This is a genomic window from Acidobacteriota bacterium (genome assembly GCA_026707545.1).
GTDB lineage: Bacteria > Acidobacteriota > Thermoanaerobaculia > Multivoradales > Multivoraceae > Multivorans.
The window spans coordinates 2,745,564-2,759,619 of sequence record JAPOWR010000001.1 but is presented as its reverse complement, the minus strand read 5'-3'; the positions used below and the strand labels follow the sequence as shown (position 1 = coordinate 2,759,619).

Genomic DNA, 14,056 nt, shown 5'->3' with positions numbered 1-14,056 from the left:
ATTGATGTCGAGTAGCGCGAAACTGCACGCGCGCCACCCCGTGGCGTCCCGCATCGCGCTCTACGGAACCTTGCTCGTTGTGGTGGTTGTTGGCGTCCTGTTGCGGCAGTGCGCCCCGGCGCCGGTCACAGGTACGGCCTGGTCGGAAGTCGACTACGAGGCGAACGAGGATGTCCGGCGGCTTCAGGCCCTGGTCCGGATCGACACGACGCCGGATAAGGGCCGGGAGATCGACGCCGCCCGGTACCTGGCCAGGATCCTGGAAGATGCCGGCCTCACGGTCGAGATCGAGGAGCACCCGGGCGCCAAGGCGAACCTGTGGGCAATCCTCGAGGGCGAGAGCGAGGAGGCGCTGGTCCTTCACAACCACCTCGATGTCGATCCGATACGCCGTCCGGAGGACTGGGTCGTGCCTCCCTTCGAGGCGCGGCTCGATCCGCCGTGGATCATCGGCCGGGGCGTTTTCGACATGAAGAGCGTCACCGTTGCCCAGCTCGCCGCGGTGCTGGCGGCGAAGGAGCGGATGGACGAGACGGGCCGACGTCCGCGGCGCTCGCTGATCTTCCTCGCGACCAGCAGCGAGGAGACCGGGAGCGAACCGGGTACGCGCCACATCCTGGCCAACCGGCCGGAACTGACCCGCCGGTTCTGGGCCGTGCTCACCGAGGGTGGGGTGCTGGAGGCGCCCTCCGTCGGTGAGGTCAAGTACTGGGGCACGTCGTTCGCGCAGAAGCAGTTCCTCGAAGTGACGGCGACCAGTGGGTCGGCGGAGCGGCTGGAAGAGCTCCGAGCGGCGCTGTTCGAGGCGCTCCGCTCAGCGCCGCCGACCGCCCTGGTGCCGGAGGTGAAGGCGTTCGCCGCCGCCTACGCACCGTCGCGTCTTCATCCGGACTACCGGGCCGCGCTGGCCGAGCCCGAGCGCGTCCTGAGCGAGCCGGGGCTGTTCGAGCGTCTGCCGGCTCTGCTCAAGGCCCTGTTCCGCAACGAGGCGCACCCGTTCGCCGTCGAGCCGTCGGCGGCCGGCGGCTTCCGGCTGCGGATCGTGCTCCACGTACTGCCCGGGCTCGATGCCGACGCGGCGGCCGCCGAACTCCTCCCGGACCGTCTCCTCGACGGAATCGACATCAGGCTCCACGAGCGCCAGGGTGCGGTGCGGGGAAGTCCCCTCGACCACCCGGCTTACGTTCAGTTGATCGACTCGCTGCGCTGGCGGACCGGCGTCGAGCCGGACCGCGTCGGTCCCTACCTGCTTGCCCGCTATGCCAACGACTCCCGGTTCTTCCGCAACGAGGGCATCGCCTCCTACGGCTTCACTCCGTTCCGGCTCGTCTCCGCCGACACGATGACCGTGGCGGGTCCGAACGAGAAGATCGCACTGCCCGCCTTCGTCGAAGGTGTGGAGTTGTACGCCCAGGTCGTAGGCGATCTGCTCGATGCGGCCCCGCCGCCGGCCGACCCCGCCGCCCTGGTCGCGAACCTGCCGGCACCGGACGACCCAGTGGGTTGGCTGGGGCGCTACATTTCCTTCGATACGAGCAACCCGCCCGGCGGCGAGCGGCTGGCCGCCGAGTATCTCGCTGCGCTGATCGAGCGGGGCGATCCGGGAGGAGAGATCGAAGTCCGGATGCTGGTGAGCCCGGATGGACGAGCGAACCTCCATGCACGGTTGCCGGCCAACGCGATCGACGCGGCCGGTCGAAGTCTCGTTCTACTGCACCACCTCGATGTCGTGCCCGCGGGGGAGGGCTGGAGCCGGCCGCCGTTCGGCGGTGAAGTGCACCAGGGGCGGATCTGGGGTCGCGGTGCGCTGGACGCGAAGAGCCTCGGCGTCGCGCACCTGGTTGCCATGCTCCATCTGCTCGAGAGCGATCGTCCCCGGCGCCGGGATCTGGTGCTCGTGGCCAGCGCCGACGAGGAAGCGGGTGGCGAAGAAGGTGTCGCCTGGCTGCTGGACGAGCACCCGGAACTGTTCAGCGATGCCGAGGCGGTGCTGAACGAGGCGGGGGTCAACCGGATGGCCGGAGAGCGGCTGTTGTGGTGGGGAATCGAGACGGCCCAGAAACAGGTGCTCTGGCTGCGGGTCACCGCGGCCGGTCGGGGCGGCCACGGCTCGGGATTCAACCCGGCCAGCCCTACGCATCGGTTGCTGAGGGCGCTGAACCGGGTGCTGGACCTCGAGCATCCCTGGCGGGTCACGGCCGCGGCCCACCAGGCCTACCGCGCCCTGGCCGGCTTACGTCAGGGCGAGTTCGCTCAGGTCTTCGATCAGCCCCTGGATGTCGTACAGGCTGAACTCGACCGTCGGATCCGGGACGGGGCCTTGGACCGGATTCTCCTGCCAGGTATGGCGGCGAGCTTTCGGGACACGGTCCAGATCACCCGGATCGACAACGGTGCCGGCCCGGTGAACGTGGCGCCGGGCGAGGCGAGTGCGCTGATCGACGCGCGACTCCTGCCGGACACAGACGTCGACCGGTTCCGGCGGCGGGTAGAGACGGTGCTCGGCAACGGCATCCATGTCGAGGAGTTGCTGCGTTCCGGCGGCAGTCCGATGTCCAGCACGAACAGCGATGTCTACCGGACGCTGGAAGGCGTTCTCGGCGTGCACGCCCCGGTGGCGCCGGCGATGATTGCCGGTACGACGGACTCGCGCTTCTTCCGCCGCCGCGGCGTGGACGCCTACGGCTTCTCGCCCTTCATCCTCTCCGCCGAGGATGCGGGCGGCATCCACGGGGCCGACGAACGGATACCCGTCGAGGACTTCCTTCGCGGTTGCGAGACGATGAAGCGGGTGGTCGCCGCTCTCGTCCTCGCGGAGGACGACTCCTTGCCGTCCGCCGTCCGCGAAAGGCGTCGCGGCGAACCCTGATGTTCGAAGAGGCTCCGGCGATGGCGATCTTCGGTGCCGTGTACTCCGCGGTCATCGGCCTGTGCGTGGGCAGTTTCCTGAACGTCGTTGCCTACCGGCTGCCGCGCGGCGAGTCGGTGGTCCGGCCGCGTTCCCGCTGCCCGGGCTGCGGCGGGAGGATCGCGGGCCGGGACAACCTGCCGCTCCTGAGCTTCGTTCTGCTCGGCGGCCGCTGCCGCATGTGCGGCGCCCGGATCTCGTGGCGGTATCCGGCGGTCGAAGCTACCGCCGGGCTCCTGTGGCTCGTTTCCTGGCTCGCGTTCGGACCGACCGTCGACGGGTTGGCGGCCGCGCTGATCTCGAGCCTCCTGCTGGTGCTCGCGACGATCGACGCGGCCCACTACCTGCTTCCGGATCAGCTGACATACCTGACTCTGGGCCTTGGCCTGGTTGCGTCCTTCGGGGTTAGCTGGACGACGCCGCTGGGGTCGGCTCTCGGCGCCGCCGCCGGCGCCGTGGCTCTGCTCCTCCTGATCGGGGTCTGGTATCTGCTGCGGCGAGTTCGGGGCATGGGCCTGGGCGACGTGAAGATGCTGGCCGGTGTGGGCGCGTTTCTGGGCCCCTCCGGGATGCTGCTTACGCTTTTTCTGGCGTGCCTGTTCGGCGCGGTGTTCGGGATTCTGCTGATGGTCCGCGGGCGGCTGGGCTGGGGTTCGCGCCTGCCGTTCGGGGTCTTTCTGTCGATCGGTGCGGTCGTGGCGCTCTTCTTCGGGCCGCATCTGATCGCCGCCTACTCGTCCCTGCTGTAGCGCTGCCAAGACCGGAGTCCCGGATCCGTCCTGGTCGGTATGCGCGACTTGCGCGGTCCCGGCACCGGTGGAACAGACTGCGGCGGCTTCACCCTCGTCGAGGTGCTGGTTTCCTGCGCCTTGCTCGGGCTTGCCGCCGCGACGGTGATGTCGCTCCTCGTTCGGTCCGGCCTGAACAACCTCGAGGCGTCCCGGGCGGACACCCTGGCGGCCATGGCGCGTTCCTCCCTGGACGACATCGCTCACGCGGCGAACGTCGAACAGGTCTGGTGTCCTTCGATCTCAGCCTGGCGGGAGAACTGCGGTACGGAGACACCGCAATTCCGGCGTTCGGTGCGGGCAGCGCCGGTGGCGGTGCCGGCTCGTGGTGGAGCGTCCGTGGAGGTGGAGGAGGTGACGGTCGAAGTCACCGCGCTGCAGGCGGGCCGTGCGGCAGGCGAGCGGACGATCCGGTTCGTCACGTTCCGCACGAAGGAAGTGCGATGAACGGCGCCACCGGGAGGGGTGTGGCGGCGCGGCCGGACTGCGGGGCCAGCCTGATCGAGACGCTGGTCGCATTCTCCTTGACCGTGGCGGTTTCGGTGGCCGCTCTCTTCCTGTTCGTTCTTCATCAGCGACTGGCGCGGGCGCAACTCGAGACGGCGTCGCTGTTGCAGGCGCAGCAGGCGGCGCACGTCGAACTGCGGCGATCGTTGCGGGCAGCCGGTCGCGGTGGTCTGGTTCACCAGTTGCCTGGCCAGGCACCACGCCCCGAACTCGCGGTCGACGTCGAAAAGCAAGTGCGGGCGGGCCATGCCGTCGGTTCCACGACGGCAGCCGAAGGAACCGACGTGCTGGTGATCCGCGGAGTGATCAACGGCCCGCTCTACTGGGTCGACGAGTACGGATTCGACCCGGTGGCGAGGAGCGGCTGGGTCGTCGTCGGTGCGCAGACTCCATACGGGACCGCTCAATCCCTCGAGATGCTCCGAGCCGCCGGCGATGCCGGTGACGACGCGTTGCTCCTGGTCTCCGGTGATGCCACGGGAGTCCACGCGGTGGTTCCCATCGTCGACGTGGCGGGCAGCGGCCGAGGCCGTGGCCGCAGGTTGAGGGTCGAGTTTCAGGCCGATGCTTCCCGGGGCTCGCTCGCGGCGGGCTTTCTTTCGATGTCGAGCGGCGGGAGCTGGCCGGCGGGTTACATGAGCAGCGTGGACCGGGTGGGCGTGCTGGAGGAGTGGCGGTTCTATGTTCGACCGCAGGATCCGCAGTCCCGGCGCGGACCGCAGTTGGCGATGGCCCGCCTCTACCCCGGCTCGGCGGTCGCCTGGCGACATCGGAGCGCGAACCTGACTCAGGTGGTCGCGGACGGCATTACCGACCTCGAGGTGACGGTCCGGGAGAAGGGCGAAGACGGTGGACCGAGCGTGACCGTCACGACTACCGCCCGGATCGGTGAACCGGCCGCGGCGGCACTGCGTGCGGAGCGGTCGGCGGCGAGCGTGGTTCGGCTGAGAGACCTTTGGTGAGATCCGGGCCTGAAGAGCTGCCGGTTGCAATGCGAGGCAGCTCGACCCTACTGGTGACGCTGATCCTCCTGCTGTTGAGCGGCTCCTGCCTCGCGCTTCTGGTGGCGACGCAGACGCAGATGCTGATCGCCTCCGGACAGAAGCTCCAGGCACGTCTGCTCGCAGCCGCCGAGGGCGGCCTTCAGCTCGCGATCGCGCGCGGAATCGCCGGCTCCGCCGAGCCCTACAGCCGTACCCTGGTCACGGGTAAGCCGGGGGCGGAGATCGCGGTCGAGGTTACGGGCTTCTTTCCGGTGGCCAACGGCGTCTGCCACCTCTGTATGGCGAATCTGGACGGAGCGTTGAGTTCGCTTGGCGGTTTGCGACGGGTCAGTCACGTCGCCGGAGCGGCTGCTGTGGCTCCGCCGCGCCTGGATGGCCTGCCGCCTCCAACAAGAGAGCTGACCGCGGTGGTCGACCTGATGCCGTGGCCGGCCGGCGAGACCGACGCTTGGGACCTCTCGGGCACTGCGCACGCGGCGCGAGGCAGGGTCCGGGATGCCGCCTTGACCGAGATCGGCGCCTACGATGACGATGCCCCGCTGACGGTGAAGAGGCTCGCCGGCCGAGACAGCGATCGACCGCGGACGGTGACGGTCGGAGGACTCGGTCGGGCCGGTCGCCTTCTCTACGCCTTCGAGCTGTCGCCGGAGCCCCGCTTGCTGTGGCGTTTCGCCGACAGCCGGGACGAAGACGGCAACGGCGAGGCCGATCTCGGCTACACGGTGTCGAAGCCGTCGGTCGTGTCGTTGCGGTTCGGCCAGGAGGTTCATCCGGTTGCGATCTTCGGAGGCGGCTTCGACCCGGCGCGGTCGGGAGGTGTGGGGAACTGGCTGTACTTCGTGGCGATCAATGGCGGGGAGGTGCTGTACAAGCGGGCGCTCGATGGGCCTGTTGTCGCCGCGCCGGCCGTGGTCGACGCCGCGGGCGACGGACTGGCGGACCGCGTCTACATCGGGACGACCGAGGGCAGTCTCTACCGGGTTGACCTGTCACCCGCGGTAGAGCTCGAAGGCGGCCGCGTTCCGGCGGGTGCATGGAAACCCAGGCAGGTGTTCGACACCGGCGGCTTGCCGATCCATCATCCGCCTGCGGTGATCCCGTTGCGGGCGCTCGGTGCTCGTGCTCTCGCCTTGGGCGCCGGCGGCGGCGCCGATCCGGGCGCCGGGACCGAAGAACCGGCGGCAGGCCGGTTCCAGGTGTTCGTGGAGGGTGTCTCCGGCGGCTCCGGTACGGCGGACGAGTTGCCTCAGCTCGATGGTGAGAATCCACTCGGCGGTGTCGATCGGCTCTCGCCGGTGCTGTCTCCCCGGGAGCAGGGGTGGTCCCTGGCTCTGGGCGCCGGGGAGCGTCCCGCGTCGCCGCCCCTGGTCGCCGGTGGGCTTCTGACCTTCTTCACCCTACGTCCGACCGGGCCGGACGGCGGAGAGATCCGCAAGTACGCGCTTCAGCTCGTATCCGGCGACGCCGCGGGTGCCTCCGCCCGTGCACGGCTGGTCGGCCGCAGCGCCTCGTCGCCGGCGTCCGTCCTTGGATCACCGACCCGGATCGAGATCGACCACGCGGGAAGTTCGGCCGCGGAGGTGCTTGAGTCCGACGAGCTGGCGACGCTCGAGAAGCTTCGCGCTCGGATGCCGGAACGCTGCCGGTTCGATGGCAGCCGCATTCGGCTCATCGGCTCCGGCCCGGACGGCTTGCCGATGCGGCTGGCGGTTCTCCCGGTTTGCCGGATCCAGGCGGACTGGGCCGAAGGCGGGCCCTAGGATCGCCGCTCCAGAACCCGTTCGACCGCCATGGCCAGCGCCTCGTCGTCGGCTGGATCCACGGTCCGCAGATCGAGGATGAGGTGCCCGTCGCGCTGGTAGCCAACCACTGGCGGCTCGCCGGTCCGAAGCCGGCGGGCGGTCTCCGCGGGAGCGTCCAGCGCGAGGACCCAACCCTCGATCGCTTCGTCCGGCGCGGAGCCGCCTCCCAGGTAGGCGTCGCCCCGGACGACCCGCCCCCCAAGTCTGTCGGCCATCCGTTCGAGCCGGGGGCGCGATTCTCCTGTGTCGCTCCAGAGAGCCTCGATCGGCATGTTCTGCTCCGCCAGGTGCCGCCGCAGCACAGCGTCCAGTGCGGTCAGGACCAGCCGTCCCGGACGAAGCGCGCGGTAGAGCGGCGATCGTCGGAGTCGGTCCACGATCGATCTCCGACCCGCGATCAGTCCGGCCTGGGGTCCGCCGAGGACCTTGTCGCCGCTGCCGCAAACCAGATCACAGCCGGCTTCGATCAGGTCCCGGAAACTCTCGTGCTGGCGGAGCGGCGGCGCCTTGCGCGATTCGATGACGCCGCTGCCCTCGTCGACCAGGAGGGGCAGCTCGTGCCGGTGCGCGAAGGCGGTGAGTTGGGCTACCGGAACCTCCTCCGCGAACCCGCGGATGCGGAAGTTGCTCGAGAAGACCTTCAGTACCAGGGATGCGGTCGGTCGAACGGCACGCTCGAAGTCGGCGAGCCGCGTCCGGTTCGTCGTGCCGACCTCGACCAGCCGGGCGCCGCTTGCGGTGAGGATGTCGGGAATCCGGAACGAGCCGCCGATCTCGACCAGTTCACTTCGGGAAAGAAGGACTTCCCGTCCGGAAGCCAGGGTCGAGAGCGCCAGCACCAGTGCGGCCGCGTTGTTGTTGACGACCAGGGCCGCCTCGGCGCCGGTCAGGGTCCGGATGAGACTCTCGACGCGAAGGCTGCGGTCGGTGCGATGTCCGGTCGCAAGATCCATCTCCAGGTCGCAGTAGGCGTCGAGCCGCGTCCTGAGGTCATGGGCGACAGATCGAGGAAGCGGTGCCCGGCCCAAGTTCGTGTGGAGGAAGATCCCCGTCGCATTGAGCACCCGCCTAAGCGGCGGCGCTTCGGCTTCGAGGGCGGCGCGGACGAGTTCGGGGATCCGGCGGATGAGGTCGCCCAGGTCGTCGTCTTCGATACCCGTCCGGATCTCGCCGCGAAGCTGATCGATCACCAGGGCCGCTTGGACCCTCGTCGCTTGCCTTCCGTATAATCCTGTGAGTTCGGCAAGCGGGCTCTCCTGCAGCAGACGTCCCACTGCAGGTAGTCGTCGCAGTTGACTCACGTCCCGCTGATCCTATTCCTCGCAGCCACGGCGCGGAGAGCCATGAACGCCAAGAACACACTTTCGAGAGCGAAGTCGCTCGTTCCCTGCCTGCTTCTGCTTGGCAGCGTGGCGCTCTGCGCGGCGCTCTTGAGCGGTGAGTCCTCGGTCGAGGCCCAGATCGGCGGCGCCGTGGCGAAGGCGGATCCGGACCTGGAAAGGGCGATCGAGGAGCAGCGCAGGCTGGTGCAGAGTCAGAGCCGCCCGGCCGCCCGCGCGACGGCCCTGAACGATCTCGCCAACCTGCTGGAACTGCGGGGAGATGTCACTGCGGCGCTCGAGTCCTACCGCGCGGCGATCGCCGCGGACGGCACCTGGGCGCCGGCGCACTACAACCTGGGCCTGCTCGCCTATACGACCGGCGACATGGAGTTGGCGTCGAGCCACCTCGCGACGGCGATCGAACTGGCACCGGAGAACGCCTGGGCGCACTACCAGCTCGGCCGGATCGCGGACGATGCGGGCGCAAGCGAGAAGGCGGTCAGGCACTACGTGCGGGCCGTGAGCCTGGACTCGCGCCTGGCGTTCGACGACGTGAATCCTCATTTCGCGGTGAACCGCCACGCCACCGAGATCCTGCTCCGGGCGGACCGCACGAACGTCAGTGCACTGCCGCCGAGGACGTACTCGGATCCCGGCAGGATCAGCGGCCTGCTCATACCGGCGCATGCGCCCCCGGCCCCGGAAGCGGCGGCCGAAGAGGCAACGGAGGCGGCCGAGGTAACGGGGGCCGCCGAGGTAACGGAGACGACCGAGTCGGATGGCAGCGGACGCGACCGGGTGCACGGGTACCGCGCTCCGGCGGCAACTGGGACGGAAGGGTCCGAGCCTTCGGCGACGGCCACAGCCCCGCTCCCGGTGTCCTCGCCGGAGGATGAGAGGGCGAGTATCCCCGCGGACCTGCCCCGCGCGGCCGAAACCGCCGCCGAGCGGGAACCGCGGGTCTTCACCCGGGAGGACCTTCGGAGCCGCACGCTCGCCTCCGGAGGCGTTACCAGGGTGCCCGTGGGCACTCCGGCCCCGTCGACGAGCCCTGCCGCGGGGAGGCGCGGTGCGATCCAGGTTGGGACGCCGGTCGGACCGGGCGGCAGGCAGCCGGAGCCCCTTCCTTCGCCCGGGACGCTTGGCGGCTCGAGTGGGGGGCGCTTCCAGCCGACCTTCCGCAGCAGCGCTCAACTCGACACGACGATTCGGCGCCTCCCCGTCCCTGCGCCGTAGCGCCCCGTAGGCGCCAGGCCTGGGGCCCGCGGGTCTACACGGGCTCGAGCTGCAGTCCGGTCAGCAGCAGTGTCGGAGCGCCCACCGGTCCGGGCACCGGGAGGAACCTCAGGTCATCTCCGATGGCGCGGATTCCCCGCAGTAACTGCCGGACCGAACCTCCGAGCCGCGCTCTCGGGATCGCTCCCAGAATGCGGTCATGTTCGATGACGAAGCCGGTTACATCGATCTCGAAGGACGCTTCGGCTTCGCTGTCAGAGTCTTCGAAGGTGACGCCCAGACGGCCGCCGGGAGCCCGGTCCAGCAGATAGCAGCCGCGCCGGATTCCAGTCCGGATTCGATCCGCGGGCTCCGGGCCGCGGGCGATGTAGAGATGGGAGTGACTGAGTTCGGGCGGAGCCCGCCAGCCGGACCGGCGCCGGCAGCCGGTAGCGGAGAAGCCCGACCACCCGTCATCCTCCCAGGTCAGCAGGGGCTCGCCGGGTTCCCCGTCCCTGATCAGCGTCACCGCCCGCGTCGGCACCCCTTCGTCGTCGACCGAAGTCCGGATCCACCCGGTCTCAAGAGCTCCGTCGTCCAGGACTGCCAGGTCCGTCGGTCCCAGGGAGGAGCCGGAACTCAGGCGCTGTAGCGTTTCCCAGCCGTCGCGGTCCCGCAGGACAGGGCTGAGCAGGGCCAGCAGGTTGGAGGCGACCGCTGGCGACACCGCGAGTTCACCGGAAGGCAGAACGGGTTCGGGCGCCGCGGTGGCGAGAGTCAGCCGGTCCGCGACTTCGGCGGCGATGGTGGACGCGTCGAAGTGCATCAGGTCACCGGCAGCGCGATAGAGGCTGCAGGAACCACGCGTGCCCTTGCGTTCGACGGCGAACTCCATCTCGACCGTTGCGAGGCGCAGCGAACTCCGCCCGGTAACTCCTTCGCTGTTTGCAAGTACGGACGCGCTGGCGCCATCGTGCAGTCTGGCCCGGATCAGGCGGCTGCCCGGGAGCTCGCTTCGGGTTCGTTCCAGGATGCGGTGCACGAGGTCCCTGCCAAGTGCTTCCGCGTCGTGGTCAGGTGGGTCCTTCCTGCCAGTGGCCATGGTCGCCTTGCGCCGGTTGGGGGACGGCAGCATCAGCGAGCCCGGCCGGAGGGAGTGGCGATTGAGTAGGCGCCAGCCGCCTGGAGCGGGCAGGGAACCGGACTCGGCAACGAAGAGGGCTCGGCCGTCAGCTCCGGCGCGCAGGGCCCACCCTTTCTCCTCGACCTGAAGTGTGTGAGACCGCCAGTCCGCAGGTGCCGACGGCGAGGCGATGCCCGCCCGCCAGGGGTCGATCTCGACTTGCACGCCGCCGCCGGCCTTGACGTAGACTTCGGCGGCCGATGCACCGGTGCGCTCGGTAACCGCGGTCAGAGCGGTCCGCAAGGCCTGGATGGTCGGCAGCCGCAGGGGCTTCAATCCAGACCCTCCAGGCGGACGGAGGGGCTGCGGGCCCATACGGGCAGGAGCGCTCCGTCCTTCGCGCACCATCCGGCGCCGGCGGCCAGCGGACGGTCTCCGACCGCGGTGACGGCCGCGAGGAGGTCGACCGTCCGTGACCGGAGCTCCACCGGCCCCACGAACTCGACCGGGCCGCTGGCTCCGAGTCTCCGGGCGCAGGGCGCCCGCAACACGCAGCCGCCGTCGAACGGGTTCAGCGTCCCGCTCTCGAACTCACCGATGTAGAGGCCGCCGGCGGCTTCGTGGAACAGGTCCGCTTCGGGCGTGTCGCTGGGCAGCAACTCGAGATGTGTCGTACGCGGGCCCGGCAGTACGTGGCGGCTGGCCCGTCTCGCGGCTCCCGGAATCAGTCGCTGGTAGCGGCCTGCCCAGCAGAGGTCCGCCAGCGGCTGCCGCACACGGCCGCCCCGAAGCAGCCAGCGGGCGATGACGGTTGTACCTTCGTCGTCGCTGAAACGTCCGCAGCCGTCCGGCGCCAGCCGGGGATCGTCGATCACGTCGAGATCGTCCTTACCCAGCTTCAGGCCGACGACGCTTTCCGGGGCGCCGGTAAGGGCCAGGGTGTCCGCTTCCAGCGTATGGGCAACAACCTCGTGCAGCATGACCGCGGCGGCGCAGGGCCCGAGAACGATGACGCGGGGCATGTTCGAGTGCTCCGGCAGGTTCCTTGACCTCAGTCGATCGACCAGGCAGGTGGCGACCGGGTCGAGATCCTCGTCGGCGAGCGATGGCAGCAGGCCGCCCCACACCCCCCACGGCGTTTCCACGCGCAGGCTGAAGTACTCCTCGAACTGGCTGGGAGCCGACATGTGACCGTGAATCACCTGTACCTGCCGCCGGTGTCGGCGCACTGTGACGTCCATGGGAAAGCCAGCGCGGCGCCGATTGACGGCGCGGCCGAGTTGGCGCTCCGCGCGCTCGATCTCGGCGATCCGGAGCGGCGGCCAGCGACCGGTCCTGATTCTCGGAGGTGGACCGATCGAACCGGCCGTGCCGGTGACGCGGTCGCAGCACGAGGCGAAGGCATGCCCCGAAATCGTGTCGGCGGAGGCCAGGCGACTGCTGCCCGCTTCGATTCGCCGGACAGAGAGACCCTGCTCCCGCCGCAGGCGAAGGCGGTCGTGGGAGCGCTTCGGCAGCAACTCGGCCGTTTCCAGCCGTTCGAAGAACGCCTCCGTTCGCTGACCGGGGTGGTCTGGCAGCCGGGTCAGGGAATCGGTCAGCTTGGTGACCTCCGAGGCCAGCAGCGCGTTCGACTGCCGGTCGGTGGGCGTCGTCTCCATGGGTGTGATTCTAGGAGCTTGCGCGGCCGGGAGCATGCGCCGCAGAATGCCGCGCATCTGTCGGCTCTCTCTGTGGTAAGAAAGCCGCTCGGATGACCAGGGTGCAGGAGCCAGTCGGAGCAGGAGGCTCGATCCGCAGCCAGCAGTCGAGCGAACTGGAGCAACGCCTCGAACTGTCGCGGCTGGGCGGAGGCGCCGAGCGCATCGATCGCCAGCATGCGAGCGGCAAACTGACCGCGCGGGAGCGAATCGATCTGTTGCTGGATCCAGGGTCGTTCGTCGAGATCGATGCGTTGGTGACGCACCGCTGCACCGATTTCGGCATGGCCGAGCAGCGCATACCGGGTGACGGTGTCGTGTGCGGACATGGTCGTGTGGACCAGCGCCCGGTGTACGTCTTTGCGCAGGACTTCACCGTGTTCGGTGGTTCGCTGTCCGAGACGAATGCGCGCAAGATCTGCAAGGTCATGGACCTGGCGGTCGAGAACGGTGCTCCGGTCGTGGGCCTGAACGACTCGGGAGGCGCCCGCATCCAGGAGGGTGTCGCCTCGCTGGGCGGTTACGCGGACATCTTTCTCCGTAACACGCTGGCCTCGGGTGTGGTGCCCCAGATCAGCGCGATCATGGGGCCCTGCGCGGGCGGTGCGGTCTACTCGCCGGCGATCACGGACTTCGTGCTGATGGTCGAGGGCACGAGCTACATGTTCGTGACCGGTCCGGACGTGATCAAGACCGTGACCCACGAGGACGTCTCGATGGAGGAGCTGGGCGGAGCGAAGACGCACGCGAGGCGGAGCGGAGTGGCCCACTTCACAGCCCCGGACGACACGGGCTGTCTGCTCGCCGTGCGGGAACTGCTCGGCTACCTGCCGGGCAACAATCTGGACGATCCACCGCCCCGTCCGACCGACGATCCGGACGACCGCGAGTCTCCTGAGCTCGACGAGCTGGTGCCGGTCGATCCGAACAAGCCCTACGACATCGGTGCATTGATTCGTGCCGTCGTGGACGACGGCCGCTTTCTCGAAGTTCACCGCAGCTTTGCCCAGAACATCGTTGTTGGTTTTGCGCACTTCGGCGGCCGCAGCGTCGGCATCGTCGCCAACCAACCGAACTACCTCGCCGGTGTTCTGGACATCGACGCGGCGGTGAAGGGCGGTCGCTTCGTCCGCTTCTGTGACGCGTTCAACATCCCGCTCGTCACTTTCGAGGACGTACCGGGTTTCCTGCCGGGCGTGCAGCAGGAGCACGGCGGGATCATTCGCAACGGCGCCAAGCTTCTCTACGCGTTCGCCGAGGCGACGGTGCCGAAGATCACCGTGATCACGCGCAAGGCTTACGGCGGTGCGTACTGCGTGATGGCCAGCAAGCACCTGCGCACGGACGTCAACCTGGCCTATCCGACGGCGGAGATCGCGGTCATGGGACCGAGCGGAGCGGTCAACATCCTGTATCGCCAGCAGATCCGGAACGCGGAAGACCCCGAGGCTCTGCGCGAACGGATGGCGGCCGAGTACCGCGAGAAGTTCTCCAACCCGTACGTGGCGGCGGAGCGCGGCTTCGTCGATGCGGTGATTGCCCCGCGTACGACCCGCCACGAGATCGTCCGCGCCCTGCGACAGCTTGAAGGCAAGCGCTGCGGCGTGCCGGCGAAGAAGCACGGAAGCGTGCCGCTGTAAGAGTTGGCGCGCACAAGAACCGAACACGAGCACAGCGACGGAGCGAA

At 69.1% G+C, this 14,056-nt stretch carries 10 protein-coding genes; 7 read left to right on the top strand and 3 right to left on the bottom strand.

Annotated features, from left to right (window positions below):
• Positions 1–4 precede the first annotated feature (4 nt).
• From OXG83_10950 to OXG83_10930, 5 genes are read left to right on the top strand one after another with little or no spacing between them, the layout of a single operon-like run.
• On the top strand, positions 5–2,869 hold the full coding sequence (locus OXG83_10950; protein MCY3965546.1) for a M20/M25/M40 family metallo-hydrolase: 2,865 nt from the start codon (positions 5–7) through the stop codon (positions 2,867–2,869).
• Positions 2,869–3,657 (top strand): prepilin peptidase, encoded by a 789-nt coding sequence (locus OXG83_10945; GenBank protein MCY3965545.1) that lies wholly within the window; start codon positions 2,869–2,871, stop codon positions 3,655–3,657. The genes OXG83_10950 and OXG83_10945 overlap by 1 nt, the downstream gene beginning before the upstream one ends.
• Positions 3,658–3,696: 39 nt before the next feature.
• Entirely contained in the window at positions 3,697–4,143 is a 447-nt protein-coding gene (locus OXG83_10940) for a type II secretion system protein (protein ID MCY3965544.1), read from the top strand.
• Positions 4,140–5,165 carry a hypothetical protein gene (locus tag OXG83_10935; GenBank protein ID MCY3965543.1) on the top strand — a complete coding sequence of 342 codons (1,026 nt, stop codon included), beginning with the start codon at positions 4,140–4,142 and terminating at the stop codon, positions 5,163–5,165. Before OXG83_10940 ends, OXG83_10935 begins: the two co-directional genes overlap by 4 nt.
• Entirely contained in the window at positions 5,162–6,967 is a 1,806-nt protein-coding gene (locus OXG83_10930) for a PilC/PilY family type IV pilus protein (protein MCY3965542.1), read from the top strand. Before OXG83_10935 ends, OXG83_10930 begins: the two co-directional genes overlap by 4 nt.
• On the opposite strand, the gene selA is transcribed toward OXG83_10930, so the two are convergent.
• Positions 6,964–8,310: an L-seryl-tRNA(Sec) selenium transferase gene (selA, locus tag OXG83_10925; GenBank protein MCY3965541.1), complete on the bottom strand. Its 1,347-nt coding sequence runs from the start codon at positions 8,308–8,310 to the stop codon at positions 6,964–6,966. The two genes, OXG83_10930 and selA, sit on opposite strands and share 4 nt — an antisense overlap.
• A gap of 42 nt (positions 8,311–8,352) precedes the next feature.
• On the opposite strand from selA, the gene OXG83_10920 reads away from it, so the two are divergent.
• Positions 8,353–9,567, top strand: a complete 1,215-nt coding sequence (locus tag OXG83_10920) for a tetratricopeptide repeat protein (protein ID MCY3965540.1) — start codon at positions 8,353–8,355, stop codon at positions 9,565–9,567.
• 34 nt (positions 9,568–9,601) lie between these two features.
• Here OXG83_10920 and OXG83_10915 read toward each other — a convergent pair whose 3' ends face one another.
• Positions 9,602–11,005 carry a metallopeptidase TldD-related protein gene (locus OXG83_10915; GenBank protein MCY3965539.1) on the bottom strand — a complete coding sequence of 468 codons (1,404 nt, stop codon included), beginning with the start codon at positions 11,003–11,005 and terminating at the stop codon, positions 9,602–9,604.
• Positions 11,002–12,330, bottom strand: a complete 1,329-nt coding sequence (locus OXG83_10910) for a metallopeptidase TldD-related protein (GenBank protein MCY3965538.1) — start codon at positions 12,328–12,330, stop codon at positions 11,002–11,004. Before OXG83_10910 ends, OXG83_10915 begins: the two co-directional genes overlap by 4 nt.
• A 92-nt stretch (positions 12,331–12,422) precedes the next feature.
• Here OXG83_10910 and OXG83_10905 point away from each other — a divergent pair, with 92 nt between their 5' ends.
• Positions 12,423–14,009 carry an acyl-CoA carboxylase subunit beta gene (locus OXG83_10905; GenBank protein ID MCY3965537.1) on the top strand — a complete coding sequence of 529 codons (1,587 nt, stop codon included), beginning with the start codon at positions 12,423–12,425 and terminating at the stop codon, positions 14,007–14,009.
• Positions 14,010–14,056: the final 47 nt, after the last annotated feature.